Raw genomic sequence first — 20,900 nt, 5'->3', positions numbered from 1 at the left:
TTCCTCAGGACGCGGTCAGCGGGGTAGCGGCAGGCGCGTCGGCCAGGTAGGCCGCCAGGGAGTCGTCCAGCGCTTGCAGCCAGGGCGTGTGGTGGGGCGTGGCCAGGGTGCCGGTAATCAGCGAGCGGTGGCATTTGTCGCGGTAGCCCATGATGCTTTCGTACTTGTCCTGCTTCCATTGCAGGAAGGTGCGGTTGACCTCGGCGATGTCGAAGCTGGGGTAGTCGGTGGCGGCGATCAGCTGGCGGATGTATTCGCCCTGGAACTCGAACATCTGCTGGGCGCTGTCGAGGGTCAGCTCTTCCTCGCGCCAGGCCTGGTCTTCGGCGCGGCGCAGGTCTTCCGGGGGCAGGGCGATGCGCCCGAGGATCACGTCGCGGGCATACCAGGCCTGGGCGTCGAACATGTTGAAGCTGTACCACTGGTCCTGCATGCCGAGGTAGACCAGCTTCGGGTTGGCTTCCCAGAACACGCCCTTGTACAGCTCCAGCGGCCACAGCCGGTTGTCGGTCTTCAGGCGCAGGGGCTCGGCGAGGAAGGGGAAGTGGTGCTTGTAGCCGGTGCACAGGATCACCGCGTCGACATGCCGGCTGCTGCCGTCGACGAAGAACGCGGTGCTGCCCTGGACATGGCTGAGCAACGGCTTTTCTTCCCAGTTGCGCGGCCACTGGTAGCCCATCGGCGCGCTGCGGTAGCAACTGGTGATGGTTCGTGCGCCGTACTTGAAGCATTGCGAACCGATGTCTTCGGCAGAGTAGCTGCCGCCGACGATCAGCACGTCCTTGTCCTTGAATTCCAGGGCGTCGCGGAAGTCGTGGGCGTGCAGGATGCGCCCGGCGAAGCGCTCGAAGCCAGGGAAACTGGGGACGTTGGGAGTGGAGAAGTGGCCGCTGGCGACCACCACGTAGTCGAAGGTCTCGCTGTAGGTGCGGTCTTCGGCGTAGTTGTGCGCGGTGACCTCGAAGGTCTGGCTGTCGGCATCGAAGCGCACGTCGCGCACTGCCGTGCGGAAGCGGATCCAGGGGCGCACCCCGGCTTTTTCCACGCGGCCCTTGATGTAGTCCCAGAGCACTTCCCGGGGTGGGTAGGAACCCATGGGCCGGCCGAAATGCTCGTCGAAGCTGTAGTCGGCGAACTCAAGGCACTCCTTCGGTCCGTTGGACCACAGGTAGCGGTACATGCTGCCGTGGACGGGCTCGCCATGCTGGTCCAGGCCCGTGCGCCAGGTGTAGTTCCACATGCCGCCCCAGTCGGCCTGCTTCTCGAAGCAGACCAGTTCGGGAATCTCGGCGCCCTTGGCTCGGGCCGACTGGAAGGCACGCAACTGGGCCAGGCCGCAGGGGCCGGCACCGATGATGGCAACGCGTTGTTTCATGGTGGGTACTCCGCAGTGGAACGGTTGGCAACGCGGGCCTTGCGGGAGCGGGTCCGTGTTGTGCTTTGGAAAGACGGGGCGGGCCGCTAGCGGAAGATCACCGTGCGCTCGCCATTGAGGAACACCCGGTGCTCCAGGTGCAGCTTCACCGCCCGGGACAGGGCCACGGTCTCGGTGTCGCGGCCGATGCGCACCAGGTCGTCGGGTAGCCAGGTGTGATCGACCCGCTGTACCTCCTGCTCGATGATCGGTCCCTCGTCGAGGTCCGAGGTCACGTAGTGGGCGGTGGCGCCGATCAGCTTCACGCCGCGGGCCCAGGCCTGGTGATAGGGTTTGGCGCCCTTGAAGCCCGGCAGGAACGAGTGATGGATGTTGATCGCCCGCCCGGACAGCTGGCGGCACAGGTCGTCGGAGAGGATCTGCATGTAGCGGGCGAGCACCACCAGCTCGGTGCCGGTCTCTTCCACCAGTTGCAGCAGTGCGGCTTCCTGCTGGGCCTTGCTGTCCTTGCTCACCGGCAGGTAGACGAAGCGGATGCCCTCGCGCTCGGCCATCGGCCGCAGGTCGAGGTGGTTGGAGACGATGGCGGTGATGCGCATGTCCAGCTCGCCTTTCTGGTGGCGGTAGAGCAGGTCGGCAAGGCAGTGGTCGTACTTGCTGACCATCAGCAGCACCGGCATCGGCCGGCTCCCTTCCACCAGGGTCCAGTCCATGGCGAAGGGCACCGCGACATCGACGAAGCCCTGGCGCAGAGCGTCGAGGTCGGGCTTGACGCCGTCGTTGAAGCGGAACACCGCGCGCATGAAGAAGCGGCCGGCCGGTTCGTCGTCGAACTGCGCCAGTTCGCTGATGTAGCACTGGCGCCCGGCCAGGTAGGTGGTCACTGCGGCCACGATGCCGGACGTGGCCGGGCAGCCGATCTTGAGAATGTAGTGGTTCATGCTGTGGTTCTCTGTGCAGGCAAGGTCGGGGGCGCTCAGCCTTTGGCGGTGCGCTTCTTCTTCTCGGGGTCGTCGAACGGCAGGTCGTGGGCGATGGCCCTGGCAACCAGGCTGCCGCGCACTTCCAGGGGCAGCCCCTGGCGGGCGATGTGCGGCTCGACCCGTGCGATGGCCATGGAGCGCTCGGTCAGGCGCGAGTACATGGCGCAGGTGATCACCCCGACCTGGCGGCCGTCGTGCCACAGGGTGTCGCCGTTCTGCGCTGCGACGTGGCCGTCGAGCAGCACGCCGTGGATCTTGAAACGCTCCTGGCCCTGGCGCCGGTAGTGCTCGCCGGCGCCACGGAAGTCCTGCTTGCCGGGCGAGACGGTGAAGTCCAGGCCGAGCTCCCACAGGGTGTCGCCGGCCTTCTGGTCGGCGAAGGGGTACATCTGCGAATTGTCGTAGGGATAGAACAGCAGGTAGCTCTCGACCCGCAGCCAGTCCAGGGCGGTGAAGGCGCAGGGGATGATGCCGTGGTCGCCGCCCTGGGCCAGGATGCTGTCCCAGATGAAGGGTGCGTCGGCGGCCTTGCAGAAGATCTCGTAGCCGCGCTCGCCGGTGTAGCCGGTGCGGGAGATCATCACCGGGCGCTCGAACAGGCGCGTCTGCAGGTGGTGGAAATAAGGCAGGTCACGAATGCCGGGAACGTGCTCGGCGAGGAAGTCCACGGCTCTCGGACCTTGCAGGGACAGGTCGTGGAGGTCGTCGTCGAACAGCACCGCGACCTGACGGCCCTGGGCCGAGCGGATCAGCATCTCGTGGCCGCTGCCGGCGCCGTGCACCACCATGAAGGCGTTGGGGCCGGTGCGGTAGACGATGCAGTCGTCGGCGAAGGTGCCGTCCTCGTCGAGCAGGCAGGCGTACACCGACTTGCCGGGGTAGAGCTTGCCGATATCGCGGGTGGTTGCGTATTGCAGCAGGCTTTCGGCGTGGGGGCCGACGTAGTGCACTTTCTTCAGTCCGGAGACGTCCATCAGTCCGGCGCGGGTGCGGATGGCTTCGTGATGGTCGGCAAGGTCGCTGGCGTAGGTCCAGGCGGTGCCCATTCCGTTCCAGTCTTCGAGCTGCGAGCCGAGCGCCAGGTGGCGATCGCGGAGCGCACTGATGCGCCATGAGTTGGCCATGGGAAAGGTCCTCTTGTGGTGAGTGGTCAGGGGGTCAGGCGTCGGCGTCGAAGGCGCGCAGCCAGTCCACCAGGGTCTGGCGGTAGCGGGTCATGCCCTTGTAGTCGGCGATGGGCTCGGGCAGGTCGCGGATCACCCGGTGCAGGCGGCACGCCCAGGCCGGATCGGTGACCAGTTCGTCGAGGCTGATGAGGTAGGTGCGGATGCCGAACAACAGGGCGTTGGAGCGCGGCAGGCGCAGCATCAGTTGCAGCTCGACGCGCAGGTGCACCAGGCGGCCGACGTTGTCCGGGGTGACCTTGCCGCGGTCGTTGCCCCATTCGTGGAAGGTCTCCGGCGAGGTGTCCAGGCGCGGGTTGATGGTCAGGGTCCAGTTGAGCCGGCGCACCGGCTGGCCGACCTGAATGTTCAGCAGGTATTTCAGCGCGCGCTCGAAGATCCCCGCCTGCGGGGCCAGGGGCACTGGCGAATGCCATTGGCGAAAGCTCATGCCGGCGTCGAAGCGCAGCGACCAGTCGGCCGGGCAGGTGACCATTCCGGCGTCCATGAACAGGTCGTCGTCACGTTGGTCGAGCAGGGCGAAGTCGCCCTGCATCTGCCGGGTGATGTACTCCAGCGGTTCGCACGGCAGGCTGGCCGGGTCGCCGAAGGTGAAGCGCTGGTCGATGCCCAGGGCCAGGTTGCGCCAGTGCCAGGCGTCGTCCTCGCGGTCCAGCCGAAAGTGCTGCGGATAGTCGCGGGACAGGTGCTCCATCAGCACCGCCAGGGTGTCCCAGGCGGCCTGGGCCATGTGCGGCATCACCAGGCAGCGTTGCGGGTCCAGTTCCAGCACCCGGGCACGTTCGGCCATCTCGGCGACGTAGTGCTCGTCGATGTCGAAGGTGTGCTCGAACACCGAGCCGGGGTCGCGGGACACCGCCGGTTCGAGGTTCACCGAGTACATGTAGTGGTCTTCGGGAAACGGGAAGGGGAAGCGGGCGATGGCTTCGGCGCTGTTGCGGAAGCTGAAGTCGTCCCGGTAGGTTTCCAGTGGCTTGAAGGTCAGGGTCATGGTCGGGCTCCGGGTCAGAGGTCCAGCAGGATCGGGCTGCCGCAGCCGCGGGATACGCAGGGCATCAGCTGGCTGGCGCGTTCGGTGGCGTCGAGGACGTGGTCGCGGTGCTCGACGTCGCCCTTGAGGTATGGGGTCTGGCACTGGCCGCAGACGCCGCCGCGGCACAGGTTGGGAATCTCCACCCCGGCGGCTTCCAGGGCTTCCAGCAGGCTTTGCCCGGCGCCGACCTGGAGCTGGCGGCCGCTGCGCTGCAACTCGACGCTGAACGGCTGGCCGGGTTCGGCCGCGGCGAAGGCCTCGCTGTGCAGACGGCGCGGGCTCCAGCCCTGGGCGGCGGCCTGTTCCGCCACGGCCAGCAGCAGCGATTGCGGGCCGCAGCTGTAGACGTGGGTGCCGAGCGGGCGGTCCTTGAGCAGGGCACGGGCGTCGAAGCGCCGGCTGCCGCTGGGGTATTCGTGCAGGCGCGGGCCGAGCAGGGCGCCCAGTTCGTCCAGGTAGGCATCGCTGCTGCCACGGCGGTAGGCGTAGTGCAGTTCGAAGTCTTCGCCACGGCGCAGCAGCTCGCGGGCATGGGCGAGGAACGGCGTGATGCCGATCCCGGCGGCCACCAGCAAGTGCTGGCGGGCCTTGCTGTACAGCGGGAACAGGTTGGCCGGCGCACCGATGCGCAGGGTGTCGCCGCTGTGCAGCTGCTGATGGAGAAAGCGCGAGCCGCCGCGGGAGTTGTCCTGATGGCGCACGGCGATGCGGTAGTGGCGGGTGTCGGCCGGATCGCCGAGCAGCGAATAGGCGTTGCGCAAGCCATTGGGCAGGTGCACCTGGACATGGCTGCCGGCGGAGAACGCGGGCAGCTCGCCGGTCACGGCCTGCAGGCAATACTCGCGGATCACCGGGGTGAGTTCACGGATGGCGGCGACGCGGACCTCGATCATGGCCGCACCTCCCCATACGGCTGGTCGGCATCGGCGCATACGCCGAGGTAGGCGCCGAGGCGCTGCGAGAAATGCCGGCGGACTTCCAGTTGCACGCCGCAGTGGGCGCAGGTCATGGCTGGCGCGTTGCTGGCCGGCTGGCAACGGGCGCAGTGCACGCAGAACACCTGGCGTTGGCCCGGCACGTGGCTGAGGACGATTTCCTCGGCGTCCAGCCCGGCGGCCCGGGCAAGGGCCTGCAGGGGCCAGATGAAGGCTTCGTCGCCGCGCAGTTCGAGGCGCAGGCCGCAGCGGGCCAGTTCCAGGCGGGCGAGCACGGCACGGTGCAGGGCCTGGATGTCGGCAAAGTCGTCCAGTGCCAGTTGTTCGGCAGGGCCTGCGTCCCGGTACTGGGTGACCAGCAGGTCGGCGGGTTCACCCTGTGGCGCGTAGCGCGGAACGCTGAAGGGGTGGAGGGTGGCGCTGTGGCTCATGGGGCACCTCGGCGGCGGGTTTCGTGTTTCTTCGTGAGGGAAATAATTTCCCCTGAAGAAATTCTGCTCAATCCGCTAGAGGGGGTATGCCAAAAGGAGTAGTTGGCGTCGAAGGGCATGGAAGTTGCTGCCCTGGAAGGTAATTCCCCAGGGTTGCAGGAGGAGAGGGATGGACAATGCCATGCTGTCGGTGCCCGTCCGGGACGCGTTGACCGAGCGCGAGGGTCAGACCCTGGCGCTGATCGGCGCGGGCCTGAGCAACAAGCAGATCGCCCGTGAGCTGGGGATCAGCGATGGCACCGTGAAGATCTACGTGCGCAATCTGCTGCGCAAGTATCGCCTTGGCTCACGGCTGGAACTGGCGACCCGGGTGCCGCGCGGCAGTGCATTGCTGCCCGCTGAGTGTGCGCAAGGCACCGCGTCTGCACCGATTCCGTTCGCCCTGGGCCTGTTGAACGAGTTGCCCGGGCTGATCTATCGCGGGCGTAACGACCGTAGCTGGTCCATGGAATACGTCAGTGCCGGCTGCCTGCCGTTGACGGGCTACCCGCCGGAATACCTCACCCGCGATCCTGCCCGCAGCTTCGGTTCGCTGATCCTCGATGAGTACGCCGAGTACATCTGGTATTGCGTGCAGTGTGCGCTGCTCAAGCATGAGCCGTATCAGCTCCGCTACCGGATCCGCTGCGCCGAGGGACAGGTCAAGGATGTCTGGGAGACCGGGGTGGGGGTCTATTCCGGAGCGGGGGAGGTGCTGGGGATCGAGGGAGCGATATTCGAGCGGTTGGTGTGAGGGGGAGTCAGGGCTCTCTCATGGAACAACACATAACTCATTGATTTAACGGGGACGGCGTGGGAGCGGATTCATCCGCGATTGGCCGCGAAGCGGCCATAAAACCGGTATCCCGGGTGTGTCAGGATAACTCGGGACTCAGGTTTTACGACGGCTGCGCCGCCGATCGCGGATGAATCCGCTCCTACGCCGACTGCGGCGCACTTGCGAGCTAGTTCTAGGCGCGACAGCGCAGCCCGCCGGGCTGGGGGGACTCCCACAAGGCCCGGGTCCGCGTCGATCATGAATCAGAAGGTATAGGCCACTCCCGCCTGCACCGTGCGCGGTGAGCCCGGATAGGCGTAGGTATTGAACGCGCTTTCGTCATAGCCCTTGTTGAAGACGTTCTTCACATCCAGGTTCAGCCGCACGTGCTCGTTGACCTTGTAGAAGCTCAGCAGGTCGACCACGCTGTAGCGCTCCATGGTGTAGGTCACCGCCTCGGTCTGGCCGTTGCGGTCGTCCACGTACTTGACCCCGACACCCAGCCCCAGTCCCTTGGCGAAGCCGTCCTGGAACTCGTAGGTGTTGAGCAGGCTGAAGCTGTTGCGCGGGATGTTGGCCAGGCGCGTGCCGGTGGGCAGGCGGTTGTCCTTGGTCACTTCGGCATCGACATAGGCGTAGCCGCCGATCACCCGCCATTCCGGGGTGAGGTTGCCGGCCACGTTGATGTCCAGGCCACGGCTGCGGACCTGGCCGGCGGCGATGCTGTAGTTGGCATCCACCGGGTCGCGGGTCAGCACGTTTTCCTTTTCGATGTGATAGATGGCCGCGTCGACGCTCAGTTGGCGCTCCAGCGCTTCCCACTTCACCCCCAGTTCGTACGACTTGCCTTTCTCCGGCTTGAAGCCGTCACCCTGGCGGCTGGCACCGGTGTTGGGTTTGAACGAGCGGGCGGTGTTGGCATAGATTGCCACCGTGTCGGTCAGGTCATAGATCAGACCGAAGCGCGGGGTCACCGCGTTGTCCGCGGCTTCCCAGCCCTTGGCGCCGGGCAGGTAGTTGTCGTAGTGGTGCTCGAAGCGTTCCAGACGCACACCGGCCAGGGCCTTCAGGCGCTCGGTCAGGGCCACTTGGTCCTGCAGGAAGTACGCCCAGGTCTTGAGGTTTTCCTTATCGTGGGTAGTGACGCGGGTCAGCGCCGGGCGTGGTTGGCCGAGGATCGGGTTGTAGATATCGACGGCGTAGGCCGCCGAGGAGCGCAGGATGATCGAGTTGTAGTCGTAGTCCTCGTACTCCACGCCGGTCAGCAGGGTATGGGCGAAGGCGCCGGTGTCGAAGTGGCCGGTGAGGTTGAGCTGGAAGTCGCGGTCGGTCCATTCCAGGCGGCGCCAGTTGAAGTTGCGCTGCAGGGTGCGGCCATCGACAGGGGCGCCGTTGGCTTCCACGGCATTGCCGTCCAGCGAGCCGTCGAGGTACTGGAAACCACCGGCCAGGGTCCAGTTGTCGTTGAGCAGGTGCTCGAAGCGCAACTGGACCATGTCGTTGTCGTTGTGCAGCTTGTTGTCGGTGCCTTTCTCCCACACGTTGGTGTCGCGGGAAGCGCTGCCGCGCTGGGTAGCGTAGCGGGTCAGGCCGCGGTCCAGCGGGTGGTTGTTGCGCAGGAAGTCGCCTTCGAACACCAGTTTGGTGGTGTCGTTGACCTGCCAGCTCAGCACTGGCGCCACTTCATAGCGCTCGCTCTCGACGTCGTCGCGGAAGCTGTCGCCGCCTTCGCCAAGCACGTTGAGGCGATAGGCCAGGCTGCCGTCCTGGTTCAGCGGGCCGCTGGCGTCGAGGGTGCCGCGGTGCATGCCCTGGTCATCGATCTGGCTGCCCAGGGTGACCTTCGATTCGCTCAGGGGCTGCTTGGTCACTGCGTTGAAGGTGCCGCCGGGATCGCCACGGCCGTACAGGCTGCTGGCCGGGCCACGCAGCACTTCGATGCGCTCGATGCTGGCGGCATCCGGGGCGTTGGGGTAGCCACGGTTCATCGGGAAGCCGTTGCGGTAGTACTCGCCAGTGGTGAAGCCGCGCACGGTGACGGTGGTCAGGCCCTGGCCGCCGAAGTTGTTGGCCCGGCCAACGCCACCGGCGTAGTCCAGGGCATCCTGCAGGCGGGTCGCACCGGTGTCCTGCAGCACATCCTTCGGCACCACGCTGACCGACTGCGGGGTTTCATGCAGCGCGGTATCGGTGCGGGTTGCGCTGGCCGAGCGGTTGGCCTTGTAGCCCTGTACCGGGCCATCGGCGCGTTCGTAGTCGGCGGCGTCGGCGTTGATGTTCACGGCTTCGAGCTGGAGGCTGGTGGCAGGTTCGGCTGCCCAGGCCAGAGAGGGGACGGCATGGAGCAGGCACAGCGAGACGATCGTGCGACGCATCGGCGATAGGACCTTGGCGGGGAGGTTGTAGGACAACGGAAAATTCGCGCGGATCATATCTGCGTGCGATTCGCATTTGCAAATGCTTTTTGGTCTTATGGCATGCCAGAAAAGTTGGCTGTTTTGTCAGGAAAATCAGTGAAATAGGAGGATCCGAGAAGTGAGGCGAGGGCAGTCAGGCTGCCCCCTCCCGCTGCAACCGCGCGCACAATCGCCGTGCTGGCCACAGGCTTATCCAGGCGATCACTGCCAGGCCGGCCAGCAACGGCGCGTATCCGGCGACGTGCGCCACCTGCAGCGCCGCCATCGATCCCAGCATCGCCACGGCCGCGTCCACCGACTGGAACAGCGCGTAGTCCGACGCCGGCTGGTGCGCCCGTACCTGGCCCATCAGCAGGTTGTACAAGGTGACGAAGCCGATTGCCGCGGCGACATTGACCAGCGCGAACAGTCCCAGCCATGCGCTCAGGTCGAAAAGCCCCGCGCCACAGGCGGCCACCAGCGCCAGGGTGGCGTGCACCAGCATGCACGGCAGCAGGCAGCGCGCCGCACCGAGGCGCCGTGCCATCCCGCTGCCGAGGAGAATGCCCAGGCCGCTGGCGACCGTGCCGTAGAGGGTGATCACCAGACCCAGCCGGCCGAACGCCAGCCCTTTGTCGAGCAACAGGACCGTCTGCACCGCCATCAGGCCGCGCATGGCCAGGTAGTAGATCGCCGCCAGGCACAGCGCCGGCCACAGCACGCGCAGGGTGTCGCGGTCCAGTCGTGGCGCTGCTTGCGCGACCTGTTCGCGGCTCGCCGGCAAGCGCGCCAGCGGCAACAGCAGCGTCAGGGATACCAGCGCCATGCCCAGGAACCCGGCCCGCCAGCCCCAGCGCTCGGCGAGGGACAGGAAGGCCAGGCTGCCGAACACCACCCCCAGGTAGCTGCCGCCGACCTGCGCCGCATTGGCCAGTGGTCGTTCGCGCACGTCGGTGGTGGTGATGGTGATCGCGTCGGCATAGACGTCATGGCTGGCCGAAAGCACCGCCAGCAGCATCAACGCCAGGAGGATCGGCGTCACCGCCTGGTCCGGCCGCAGCAGGGCGATGCCCAGCAGGACCAGGGCCATGCCCAGTTGCAGCGCAACCAGGCTGCCCAGGTAGCGATTGCCGCGCAGGGCCAGGCAATGCCGCTCGCACCACGGCGCCCAGAAACATTTGCCGATCCAGGGCAGGAAGGTCAGCGACAGCAGGCTGAGGCTGGCCAGGTCCAGGCCCTGGTGGCGGAAGTAACCGGTCACGCCTTGCAGCATCAGGGCGGTGAGCATGCCCTGGTGCAGGTAGTACGCCCAGTACGGCAGGTAGCGGCCCATCTCAGAACGAAGCCTTGACGCTCAGGCCCAGCTCGCGCCCGGCGCCCGGCTGGGAAAACTGCTGGCCGGCGGACTGGTAGGCATAGGTGCGATACAGCTTGTCGCCCAGGTTGTTGCCGTACAGCGCCAGTTCCAGGTCCGGTTGCGGCAGCCAGGCCAAGCGCGCATCCAGCAGGCTGTAGCCGCTCTGCGCGACCTGGTTGTCGACGTCGAAATAGTGCTTGCCGACATAGCTCAGGCCCACCGCCGGACGGATCTCGCCCAGCAGCCCGTCGAAGAACAGGCTGTGCTCGGCCGACACCCGCAGGGTGCGCGAGGGCGTGTAGGTCAGGTGATTGCCCTGGCGCACGGAGTCGAGCATACGGTTGCGGTTCAGCGTGCCGGCCACGCGCACCCGGGTGGCCTCGGTGGCCTGCCAGTCCAGCGACAGTTCCGCACCCTCGCTGCGGGCCTTGCCGATATTGGCCAGGGACTGGTTGCCGGTGCCGGCATCGCCGATGAACTGCTGCACGTCGTCGATATCGATACGGTACAGCGCACCGTTGAGCCACACCCGTTTGTCCAGCAGGCTGGCCTTGATCCCGACTTCCATGTTCAGCGACTTCTCCGGCGAATAGGCCACCGCGTCCGGGGTGATGGCGCCGATGCGGTTGTAGCCGCCGGCCTTGAAGCCCTTGCTGACCGAAGCGTACAGGCGGGTGTCGGGGTTGGCCTGGAAGCCCAGGGCGATCTTCGGCGTGGTGCTGGTGAAGGTGTCGTCGCCGCTGAAGTCGAAGCCCGGGGTGAACATGGCGTTCTGCTGGGTGTAGCGGGTCTCGGCCTTTTCCTGGCTGTGGCGGGCGCCGAGGGTCAGGTCCCAGCGCGGCGCCAGGTGCCAGGTGAATTCGCCGAACACGGCCTTCTCGGTGCTCTCGATATGGCTGTCGGCCTGGCCATAGAGGCCGGAAAGCGGCGCGGCGCTGTCGGGCACGCGGCGCGAGTGGCTCTTGCCGTTCTGCCAGTACAGGCCGCCGACCAGGTCCCAGGGCCGGTCCGCGCCCTGGGTGGCCAGGCGCAGTTCCTGGCTGAGGGTGCGCTGGGTTTCCGGCCAGAGGAAGCCGAGGTCGCCGAACAGGCGTTCGTGACGGTAGTTCTGCAAGGCGCTGATGGAGGTCAGGCGCCAGCTGTCGTTGAGGCTCCAGTCGATCGTGGCGCTGCTGCTCTCGACGCGGCGTACGTAGACCGATTCCATCAGCGGCACGCTGGCCCGGCGCTGGCCGTAGGTGGCATCGGCCAGGTACTGCTCGTCATAGGAGCGAAGTTTGTCGCGGGCATAGGCCAGGCGCAGGCTGAGGTCCTCGGTGGCCTTGAACAGCAGGCCGGCGCGGGCGCCGCCGTTGTCGCTGTCGCCATGGTGTTCGCTGCGGGTCAGCTCGCCATCGGTGTCGTCGTGGTAGACGGCGCCCTGGACATACAGGCGCTCGCTCACCAGCGGTGCCGAGCCGCTGGCCGCCACCTGCCGGTGCAGGTTGCTGAAGCGGCTTTGCAGGGTTGCCGTGGCGCTTTCATCGGGCTGGCGGGTGGTGATGTTCAGCGCGCCGGCATGGGCGTTGCGGCCGTACAGCGTGCCTTGCGGGCCCTTGAGCAGCTCGATCTGCTCGATGTCGAGCAACTGCTGGTTGAAGGTGCCGAGGTACTGCGGCACGCCATCGACATAGATCCCCACCGGCGCGTTGTAGGCGTCCGAGGACGAGATGCCGCGCAGGCTCAGGCTGGGGAACAGCTCGGCGCCGGTGTTGCGCGCCAGCAGTTCGGGGAACACCCGCTCCAGTTCGCCGCTGCGATAGACGTTGGCCTGTTCGAGGTCTGCCGGGGTGGCGACGGACAGGGCCAGGTCGGTCTGGTTCTGGGTTTGTTCGCGCTTGTTGGCGGTGACCTGCAGTTCGGGCAGGGTCAGGACGGAATCGGCCAGGGCCCAGGGACTGATGGCGAACAGCACCGCGAGGCTGAGAAGGGAACGCTGCATGGAAGAAACAACCAGGTGAAGGATGATGGCCAGATGCTCGCGTTCCGCCGTCCGGCCTGCGCGCGCGATCAGGGTTGCAGTGCGCGCGATCGGGTCATTTGTTGATAGTGATTATCATCTAGGCGTTTTCACCTCGATTGCGGTAATCGCTGGGGGCGACGCCGTGATGGCGGCGGAACACCTTGGCGAAGTGGCTGGCGTTGGAGTAACCCACTTCCAGCGCTGCATCCACCACCCGTTCGCCCCGTTGCAGGCGCTCGGCGGCCAGTTCCATGCGCACGTCCTGGAGCAGGGCATACGCGCCCTTGCCGTACACCTGGCGGAAGCCCTGCTTGAGCTTGCGCACATTGAGGCCGACCGCATCGGCCAGTGTTTCCAGGGTCCAGGGTTCGGCAGGACGGGCCTTGAGCAGGGTGCAGGCCTCCTCGATCCGTGCCCGATCGCGCGCGCCAACGTTGGCCTGGGCGGCGCCGCTTTGCAGGTAGCCGACCATCTCGCCGAGCATTTCGAAGGCCTTGCCCCGCAGGAAGATTTCCCGCGCCACGCCCTGCAATGGGCAATCGAGCATGGCCAGGCCGACCTTGCGCAGTACCGAAGGCGCCGGAAACTGCACCAGGCGCGCCTGGCCGTCGGTGGAGATGCGCCGTTCCCACAGGCCGGCCTGATCGAGCAGTTGCTGGTCCAGGCCGATGCGGCTGAGCACCTGTGGAGCGAAGCTGATATTGACCCCGCGCACCCGGGTGTTGGCCGCCAGCAGGCCTTCGCCGTGGATCGCCACGGTGCCGTGGTAGAGGCAGCAGGTGTCGGGGCTCAGCAGCATGAACGGGGTATCGGCGAACTGCCGCCAGCCGCCGCCTTCGGCGTAATAGGCGATGGACAGCGAGGGCGCGCTGTCGGCCTGGATCCGGCAGTCGACGCTGGGCAGCAGGTCGAGCACGCGGATATCCAGTTCCTCGTCGGCGAGGTTGGCGAAGGTGGGGGAGAGCGGCTGGTCGGCGACGTAATGATTGATCGACATGGCGAGGTCCGCAGGGTGAACGATGACGGATGATAACACTTATCATTAGCGACCGATCGCGCGCGTCCCCTCCTGATCGCGCGCGCAGTGGCGAGCCTGTCCCGGCAAGCTGGCGGCACCGTTGATGAGGGGACACAGAGTGACTGCGAAGATTCTGATTCAAGGCGCCGGTATCGCCGGCCTCGCTGCGGCCTGGTGGCTCAAGCGGCGCGGCTTTTCGCCGGTGCTGGTGGAGCGCGCGCCGGACCTGCGCTGCGATGGCTTCGTGCTCAGCCTGGGGGGGAGCGGCCATGAGGTCGCCGGGCGCATGGGGATTCTCGAAGGCTTGATGGCCAAGGGCGTGGAACTGGGGCGCACGCAGTTTCGCGACAGCCAGGGGCGCGACGTGTTGCTGATCGACCACCGCAAGCATCTGCGCTCTACCAACCTGTTGCCGGTGTGCCGGGACGATCTGGTCAATGCCTTGCATCGGGCGTTGAACGGCGAGGTGCCGATTCGTTTCGGCACCCAGGTCGAGGCGTTGGAGCAGGATGGGCAGGGTGTCGAGGTGCGGTTCGACGATGGCACGACCGAGCGTTTCGCCTTCGTGGTGGCGGCGGATGGCTGTTTCTCCAGCTTGCGCCAGCGCTACATCGCCAGTGACGAGGCGTGCTTGCGATCCCTGGGCTACAGCGCGGCGGCCTTCACCCTGGAAGGTGCACAGGCGCAGGGCGGAGAGCGGCACGTGTCGTTTTCCGAGCCGGGCTACACCGTCGAGCTGTATGGCATGCGCGAGGACCTGCTGGCGGCGTTGTTCGTCTGGCAGGACCGCGAAGGGCTGCGGGTGCCGCGGGCGGCGCGGGCGGCGCGGTTGCGCGAGGTGTTCGCCCACGCCCATGGCGATATCCAGCAGGCCCTGGCGGCGCAGCCGGAGGGGTTCTACCTGGATCACCTGATGCAGGTGCATTTGCCGGGCTGGCACCAGGGGAGGCTGGTGTTGCTGGGGGATGCGGCGCACTGCCTGACCCTGGCGTCGGGGCGCGGGGCGAGCATGGCGTTGACCGGGGCCTGGCTGCTGGCCGAGGAGCTGGCGCGCAGTTGCGACGTGGCGGCGTTGCAGCGCTATGAAGCGCGGCTGCGGCCGGATATCGAGGTGCTGCAGGCGCTGGCACCGAGGATGGCGGGGTGGTACGTGCCGCTGACACGGCGTAGCTGGCACCTGCGCAACCTGTTCATGCGCTGGACGCCGGACTGGCTGACCGGGTGGATGCTGCGGCGGACCTTTACCCGGGTGGATCGAGGGGCGTTGAGCGAGGCGGTGCGCGGGGATCTGGGGTAGGGCTGATGGCCCCTTGCAGGGGGCCTTGTGCAGAAGCGGATTCATCCGCGATCGGCGGCGCAGCCGGCATTGCCCGCGATGGCGTTCGCCCGGAAAACCTCATCGTCAGTGCCGGCCTCATCGCTGGCAACGCCAGTTCCCACAAGGTCCGCGTCGTGACTCAGCGATACCGCGGATAGTCGGTGTAACCCTCTTCACCCCCCGCATAGTGACCACGCTCCGCCAGTTCATTGAGCGGGGCGTTGTCGCGGACCCGCTCCACCAGGTCAGGGTTGGCCATGAAGTAACGACCAAACCCCACCAGCGGCACCCGTCCTTCATCCACCAGCGCCTTGGCCCGCGGAATATCCAGCCCGCCGTTGGCGATCAGCGCGCCGTGGAAATTGCCTTGCAGGATCTCCAGGATCCGCTCCAGGTCCGGCGCCCCGTACCAGCCGTTGACGTCGGCGATATGGAGGTAGCCCACGCCCTTGTCCTGCAACAGACGCCCGACCCAGGCATAGGTGTCGGCGGTAAAGTCGTCCTGGGTGCTGTTGTAGGTGGTGAACGGCGAAAGGCGCACCCCCACGCGGCCAAGGGGCATCACCTCGGCGATGGCATCGACGATCTCTTCGAGAAAGCGCGCGCGGTTGGCGATGGAGCCACCGTAGGCATCGTCGCGCTGGTTGACCCGTGCCGAGAGGAACTGGTGCGGCAGGTAGCCGTTGGCAGCATGGACCTCCACACCGTCGAACCCCGCCGCAACCGCGTTGCGCGCGGCCTCGCGGTATTCGCCGATGGTCGCCCGGATCTCTTCCAGGGTCATGGCCCGGGACGGCGTGGCGCTGATGCGTACGTAGTTCTGGTTGTCGAGCAGGGCCCAGACATGCAGGTGGTCGACATCGTCGTTGACGCCGGAAGGCGACAGCGGCTGTGCCCAGCCCAGCGTCCCGATGGCACCGATACGACCGCCGTGCCAGAGTTGGGCAAAGATCCGCCCGCCGGCATCGTGAACCCGATTCGTGACGGTTTTCCAGCCTTCGACCTGGGCGCCGGTATAGAGGCCGGGGGCACGTTCGAACGGGCAGGACATCGGGCTGACGTTGGTGGCCTCTGACACCAGCAGGCCGGCGGACGCCCGTTGCGCGTAGTATTCGGCCATCAATTCGGTGGGTACGCCGTTGACGCCGGCACGGGCCCGGGTCAGCGGCGACATCACCAGGCGGTTGGGCAGTTCCAGGTCGCCCAGGCGATAGGTTTCAAGCAGTGCGGTCATGGTCTTCTCTCAGAACTCGCCGTCGAGGACGGCATCCAGGCGGTCGATGGTCCAGGTGCCGTCGTTGCGCGACAGCCGGGCCAGGTATTCGCCGGTAGTGGCCAGCACCGGTTGCTGCCCCGGCAGGATCGAGTAGCAGGTCAGCAAGGCCTTCAGTTCCGCCTGTTCGCTGTCCAGGCGCAGGAACATCGGCGTACTGATTACATGGCGGCGCCGATCGGGCTGGCTTTCATGGACGGCCTTGAGCCCGGCGACGATCGCTGCGCGACCGGTCCACGGTCCCCAGCCGCTGCTGGAGCCACTGACCACGCCACCGCTGGTGGCGTCCTCGGAGAAAGCCGAGCCCATCAGTTCCATGTCGAAACTGTCGTAGCCCCAGCCGTAACGGTGCAGGGTGTCGAGCACGGCTTGCGCCTGGCTCCAGTCGAAGTGTTCGCGTGTGTCGCTCATCGTGTGGATTCCTTGGTTCGCAGGAGGGTACGGCTCAGAAGGCGCTGTCCAGCACTTCGTCGAGGCGCTCGATCAGCCAGCCATCGCGGCCATGGCGGGCGTCCAGGCGGTACTCGCCGACGGTCACCAGGTGCGGCGGCAGGCCGTTGGCATAGGAGAAGATGTTGACGTAGACCCGGGCGCTGACACGGTCCGCTTCGAGCTGATCGAAGACGCAGGCGTCGATCACGTGGCGGCGGCGATCCGGCTGGGAGGCGCGGATGTCCGCCAGGGCCTCGACGATGGCGCCGCGACCCTGCCACGGACCCCAGGCCAGGTCGCTGCCGCCGACGATGCCGCCGCTGCTGGCCTGCTCGCTGAAGACGCTGCCGAGCAGGGTCATGTCGTTGCTGTCGTAGCCCCAGCAGTACTGGTGGAGGCGTTGCAGGATCTCGCGCTGGGCGGCCTGGCGTTGCTGGTCGTTGAACATGGGAGGCTCCGCTGTCAGTGTCCGCGAACATAGGGCCCGGTGGCCCGGGCATAGGTGGGGATGGCCAGGGGCGGCTCGACGCCGGCATGGCGGGCGACCTCCAGCAGCCAGAACGGATTGCGCAGCAGTTCACGGCCGATGTAGACGAGGTCGGCGGCACCAGAGAAGAGGATGGATTCCACCAGCTCGCTGGAGGTGATCGAGCCATTGCAGCCCACCGGGATGTCCACCTGCTCGCGGATCCGGGCGGCGTAGGGCACCTGGTAGCCCGGCACGATCTCTCCGTCGAAGATGGGCGTCAGGCCTCCGGCAGAAATGCTCAGCAGGTCGACGCCCAGCGCCTTGAGGCGAGATGCCAGGCGTTCGGTGACCTGCAGGTGATTGCCGCCCGGGCCGGCCTTGTCTTCGGCGGACAGGCGCACGATCAGCGGGCGGTCCTGCGGCCAGGCCTGGCGCACGCCGGCGACGATCTCCAGCAGCAGGCGGTTGCGGTTTTCTTCGCTGCCGCCGTACTGGTCTTCGCGTCGGTTACTGAGCGGCGAAAGGAATTCGTGGATCAGGTAGCCGTGCGCCGCGTGGATTTCCAGGCAGTCGAAGCCGGTGTCGATGGCGCGCTGCGCGGCGTCGACGAAGGCCTGCACGATGGCTTCGATCTGTGTGACGCTCAGGGCGTGGGGGGGACGTTGCTGCTCGCTGTGCGGGATTGCCGATGGGGCGACGATGGCGCCGTCCACCATCGACTTGCGCCCGGCATGGGCCAGTTGCAGGGTGCCCTTGGCCCCGCAGGCGTGGATCATCTCGGCCAGGCGCGCCAGCCCGGCGATCTGGCCGTCGTCCCACAGCCCCAGGTCGGTATGGCTGATGCGCCCTTGCGGGAGTACCGCCACCACTTCCGTGGTGATCAGGCCGACCCCGCCCAGGGCCCGGGCCGCGTAGTGGGCCAGGTGCAGGTCGTTGACCTTGCCGTCGTCCTGGCCGCTGTACATCAGCATCGGCGCCATGACGATGCGGTTTTTCAAGGTGACCCCGCGCAGGGTCAGGGGTTGGAAAATCCTGCTCATGTTCTACCTCCGGGCCGAAGCCCGTTGTGTCGCGCCGGCGCCATGCTGGCGAATGAAATCGGCGGCACGCTCGGCGATCATGATCGTCGGCGCCGCAGTGTTGCCGCGCACGATGCTCGGCATGATCGAGGCGTCCGCCACCCGCAGGCCCTCGATGCCATGCACGCGCAGTTGGCTGTCGACCACGGCCTCCGGGCCGTTGCCCATCGCGCAGGTACCGGTGGGATGCAGTGCGGTGCCAGCCCTGGCGCGGACATAGGCTTCCAGCTCGGCATCGCTGTCGCCGACCTGCGGTCCGGGCAGGGACTCGCCCTTGAGCAGCGTCGCCAGGGCCGGCGCCGCGAGGATCTTGCGGGCCAGGCGGATGCCCTTGACCAGGTTGTCGACGTCCTCGCGGGCGCCCAGGTAGTTGCCCTGCACCCGCGGCATGTCCTCGGGATCGGCGCTGCGCAGGCGCACCTGGCCCCGCGAGTGGCAGGTGTTGCACAGCGGCGCGAGGGAGAAACGGTGGACCTGCGGGATCGGATCACCCCAGCCACAGGACGATGCCGCCAGGGCGTTGAGCTGGATTTCCGAGCGGCCATCGCCGTCGGTATCGAAGAAGGCGCCGCACTCGACGATGTTCGAGGTCAGCACGCCGCTGCGAAACAGCATCCACTGCAGGCCGTTGGAGACTGCACGCCAGCCGCGGTCCTGGCCCATCAGGCTGATGGGCTGCTTGAGGTCGGCGTCCACCGGCACCAGCACGTGGTCCTGGTAGTTTTCCCCGACCCCCGGCAGGTCGACGACCGGCTCGATGCCATGCTCGCGCAGGTGTGCGGCGGGGCCGATGCCGGAGAGCATCAGCAGCTTGGGCGACATGAAGGCGCCCGCCGAGACGATCACTTCGCGCCTGGCCTTGATGTCCCGCACCTGTCCGTCGTGGCGCAGACGCACGCCCGTGGCCCGGGTGCCGTCGAGCAGCACCTTGTGCACCGCCGCATCGGTCCACACCGTGAGGTTGGCGCGCTTCTCGGCCTTTTCGATGTAGGCAACGTAGCTGCTGCTGCGTTCGCCGCGGTAGCTCATGGTCTGGTAGAAGCCCACGCCGGCCTGCTTGTCGCCGTTGAAGTCGTGGTTGAACACCGCAGGCAGCCCCGGCGCGCCGCTGGCCTGCTGGGCAGCGACGATAAAGGCATCGCTGAGGACATGGCGGTGCACGCCGTCGGAGACCCGCAAGGGCCCGTCGGTGCCGTGGTATTTACCGGCGAGCCGGCTGTTGTGCTCCGCGCGCTTGAAGAACGGCAGCACCTCGTCGTAGCTCCAGCCATCACAGCCTGCGGCGGCCCAGGCGTCGTAGTCCTCCTTCTGGCCACGGCTGTAGCACATGGCGTTGATGGCGGTACCGCCGCCGAGGGTGCGGCCTTGCAGCAGGGGCATCTGCCGGCCGTTGGCGCCGGGCGTCGCCTCGCTTTTGAAGAGGAAGGTGCGTGCGGTACCGTGGATCTTGAAGAAGCCGCCGGCCATCTTGATCAGCGGATGTCGGGCATGGGGTCCGGCCTCCAGCAGCAGGACCTGGTTGGCCGGGTCTTCGCTGAGCCGGGCGGCGACCACGCAACCGGCGGCGCCGCCACCGACCACGATGTAGTCGAATCCGTCCAGGTCGGCACGACCATTGGAAATGTGCATATCGAGAACGCCTTGTTGTTTTTGTGCTGGCTTCAAGGCTACGAATGCACGGGGCACCACGCTTGGTTGCGGGTGCCAATCTTTGGACCGGGCGCGCCAGTCGACGGATGGAAGCCGGCGGGTCGTTGACGGATCGAAAAGGTGAAAGTTAATTTGTTAACAAAATAAGAATGCACACTGATCGCGAGGTCGCCTGCCATGTTCAATGCCTTCAATACCGCCGCCATCGACCAGCGCCAGCGTCTTGCCTACTGGACCGAAGCCATCTGCGAGACCTTCCTCGCGGTGGATTGCCGGCAGCAGGCCGGTGATGCCTTTCACGGCGAGATGAAAGGCGGGCACCTGGGGGAGCTGGATCTGATCGATGTGGTTTCGCCGGCGATGGAGTACCGGCGGGAGATTTCGCAGCTCAAGTCGCACCATGAAGAGCACTTCCAGCTGGTCCTGCAGGTCAGTGGTGTCGGCCGTTTGCAGCAGCATGACCGCCAGGCGGTATTGCTGCCGGGCGATGTGGCGCTGTACACGGCTACTGCGCCGTCTTCCATCGCTTATCCGGACGGTTCACGGACCATCGCAGTGAAGATTCCACGGGCCAGTGTGCTCAGCCGCATCAGTTGTCGCGAGCAGGCGCTGGCGCTGTCATTGAAGGCCGCTTCGCCGTTCGGCGCGATGCTCGGCAGCCTGATGCGCGAGTCGCTGGCCTGGAGCCTGGAGAAGGAGGGCAGCGATGAGGTGCGGCTGCCCAATGGCATGCTCGATCTGATGTGCTTTGCCTTCGAGAGCGGGGCGGGGGTGAGCGCCAGTGTTGCGCGCAAGTCGCCGCTGGAACAGATCAAGCGCTATATGCATGCGCATCTGGAAGATCCGGAGCTGCAGCTTGCGGAGGTTGCCAGCAAGCACAACGTGTCGCTGCGTACCCTTAACCGGCTTTTCGCTGCCGAAGGGGTCAGTGCCAATCGCTGGCTCTGGCAGCAGCGACTGGAGGCCAGCTACCAGGCGCTGACCGGGAAGAGCGTCAGGCAGGTGAGCGAGGCGGCGTTGAGCTGTGGCTTCAATGACCTGTCGCATTTCAGCAGGACGTTCAAGAAGACCTATGGGGTGACGCCCAACCAGTTGTTGCGCCAGTAGGCGAAACCCTGGCGCAAGCAGTCCAAACCCTGGCGCAGCCA

At 66.5% G+C, this 20,900-nt stretch carries 18 protein-coding genes; 3 read left to right on the top strand and 15 right to left on the bottom strand.

The window, feature by feature from the left end:
* Window positions 1-4 precede the first annotated feature (4 nt).
* From AC5QPF_RS17515 to AC5QPF_RS17490, 6 genes are all read right to left on the bottom strand, one after another.
* Window positions 5-1,375 carry a trimethylamine monooxygenase gene (locus AC5QPF_RS17515; protein ID WP_494959096.1) on the bottom strand — a complete coding sequence of 457 codons (1,371 nt, stop codon included), beginning with the start codon at window positions 1,373-1,375 and terminating at the stop codon, window positions 5-7.
* Between the two features lie 86 nt (window positions 1,376-1,461).
* Complete coding sequence (gene purU / locus AC5QPF_RS17510; RefSeq protein WP_494959095.1) at window positions 1,462-2,316, bottom strand: formyltetrahydrofolate deformylase; 855 nt, start codon at window positions 2,314-2,316, stop codon at window positions 1,462-1,464.
* Window positions 2,317-2,351: 35 nt separating this feature from the next.
* Entirely contained in the window at window positions 2,352-3,482 is a 1,131-nt protein-coding gene (locus tag AC5QPF_RS17505) for a glycine cleavage T C-terminal barrel domain-containing protein (protein WP_494959094.1), read from the bottom strand.
* Between the two features lie 34 nt (window positions 3,483-3,516).
* Window positions 3,517-4,533 carry a heme-dependent oxidative N-demethylase subunit alpha family protein gene (locus tag AC5QPF_RS17500; RefSeq protein ID WP_494959093.1) on the bottom strand — a complete coding sequence of 339 codons (1,017 nt, stop codon included), beginning with the start codon at window positions 4,531-4,533 and terminating at the stop codon, window positions 3,517-3,519.
* A 14-nt stretch (window positions 4,534-4,547) separates the two neighbouring features.
* Window positions 4,548-5,468, bottom strand: coding sequence for a 2Fe-2S iron-sulfur cluster-binding protein (locus AC5QPF_RS17495; RefSeq protein WP_494959092.1), 921 nt, complete (start codon window positions 5,466-5,468; stop codon window positions 4,548-4,550).
* The gene (locus AC5QPF_RS17490; RefSeq protein WP_494959091.1) at window positions 5,465-5,941 is read right to left on the bottom strand and encodes a dimethylamine monooxygenase subunit DmmA family protein; all 477 of its coding nucleotides are present in this window, start codon (window positions 5,939-5,941) and stop codon (window positions 5,465-5,467) included. Before AC5QPF_RS17490 ends, AC5QPF_RS17495 begins: the two co-directional genes overlap by 4 nt.
* A gap of 169 nt (window positions 5,942-6,110) precedes the next feature.
* Between AC5QPF_RS17490 and AC5QPF_RS17485 the strand changes: the two genes are divergently transcribed.
* The gene (locus AC5QPF_RS17485) at window positions 6,111-6,734 is read left to right on the top strand and encodes a LuxR C-terminal-related transcriptional regulator (protein ID WP_494959090.1); all 624 of its coding nucleotides are present in this window, start codon (window positions 6,111-6,113) and stop codon (window positions 6,732-6,734) included.
* 287 nt (window positions 6,735-7,021) lie between these two features.
* On the opposite strand, the gene AC5QPF_RS17480 is transcribed toward AC5QPF_RS17485, so the two are convergent.
* The 4 genes from AC5QPF_RS17480 to AC5QPF_RS17465 form a co-directional block, all read right to left on the bottom strand.
* Complete coding sequence (locus AC5QPF_RS17480; RefSeq protein WP_494959089.1) at window positions 7,022-9,133, bottom strand: TonB-dependent siderophore receptor; 2,112 nt, start codon at window positions 9,131-9,133, stop codon at window positions 7,022-7,024.
* 175 nt (window positions 9,134-9,308) lie between these two features.
* Entirely contained in the window at window positions 9,309-10,487 is a 1,179-nt protein-coding gene (locus AC5QPF_RS17475) for an MFS transporter (protein WP_494959088.1), read from the bottom strand.
* 1 nt (window position 10,488) lies between these two features.
* The gene (locus tag AC5QPF_RS17470) at window positions 10,489-12,492 is read right to left on the bottom strand and encodes a TonB-dependent receptor domain-containing protein (protein ID WP_494959087.1); all 2,004 of its coding nucleotides are present in this window, start codon (window positions 12,490-12,492) and stop codon (window positions 10,489-10,491) included.
* 118 nt (window positions 12,493-12,610) lie between these two features.
* Window positions 12,611-13,510 (bottom strand): helix-turn-helix domain-containing protein, encoded by a 900-nt coding sequence (locus AC5QPF_RS17465; protein ID WP_494959086.1) that lies wholly within the window; start codon window positions 13,508-13,510, stop codon window positions 12,611-12,613.
* Between the two features lie 139 nt (window positions 13,511-13,649).
* Here AC5QPF_RS17465 and AC5QPF_RS17460 point away from each other — a divergent pair, with 139 nt between their 5' ends.
* The gene (locus AC5QPF_RS17460; RefSeq protein WP_494959085.1) at window positions 13,650-14,828 is read left to right on the top strand and encodes an FAD-dependent monooxygenase; all 1,179 of its coding nucleotides are present in this window, start codon (window positions 13,650-13,652) and stop codon (window positions 14,826-14,828) included.
* Between the two features lie 160 nt (window positions 14,829-14,988).
* On the opposite strand, the gene AC5QPF_RS17455 is transcribed toward AC5QPF_RS17460, so the two are convergent.
* From AC5QPF_RS17455 to AC5QPF_RS17435, 5 genes are read right to left on the bottom strand one after another with little or no spacing between them, the layout of a single operon-like run.
* The gene (locus AC5QPF_RS17455) at window positions 14,989-16,083 is read right to left on the bottom strand and encodes an oxidoreductase (protein WP_494959084.1); all 1,095 of its coding nucleotides are present in this window, start codon (window positions 16,081-16,083) and stop codon (window positions 14,989-14,991) included.
* 9 nt (window positions 16,084-16,092) lie between these two features.
* Window positions 16,093-16,533, bottom strand: a complete 441-nt coding sequence (locus AC5QPF_RS17450) for a nuclear transport factor 2 family protein (protein ID WP_494959083.1) — start codon at window positions 16,531-16,533, stop codon at window positions 16,093-16,095.
* A gap of 34 nt (window positions 16,534-16,567) precedes the next feature.
* On the bottom strand, window positions 16,568-17,002 hold the full coding sequence (locus tag AC5QPF_RS17445) for a nuclear transport factor 2 family protein (RefSeq protein ID WP_494959082.1): 435 nt from the start codon (window positions 17,000-17,002) through the stop codon (window positions 16,568-16,570).
* Between the two features lie 14 nt (window positions 17,003-17,016).
* The gene (locus tag AC5QPF_RS17440) at window positions 17,017-18,063 is read right to left on the bottom strand and encodes an oxidoreductase (RefSeq protein ID WP_494959081.1); all 1,047 of its coding nucleotides are present in this window, start codon (window positions 18,061-18,063) and stop codon (window positions 17,017-17,019) included.
* A gap of 3 nt (window positions 18,064-18,066) precedes the next feature.
* Complete coding sequence (locus AC5QPF_RS17435) at window positions 18,067-19,731, bottom strand: GMC family oxidoreductase N-terminal domain-containing protein (protein WP_494959080.1); 1,665 nt, start codon at window positions 19,729-19,731, stop codon at window positions 18,067-18,069.
* A 198-nt stretch (window positions 19,732-19,929) separates the two neighbouring features.
* Between AC5QPF_RS17435 and AC5QPF_RS17430 the strand changes: the two genes are divergently transcribed.
* Entirely contained in the window at window positions 19,930-20,859 is a 930-nt protein-coding gene (locus tag AC5QPF_RS17430; RefSeq protein ID WP_494959079.1) for an AraC-like ligand-binding domain-containing protein, read from the top strand.
* The last annotated feature ends 41 nt before the right edge of the window (window positions 20,860-20,900 follow it).

The organism is Pseudomonas sp. Con_6 (assembly GCF_059379395.1).
This window is presented reverse-complemented; position numbering and strand designations above follow the sequence as displayed.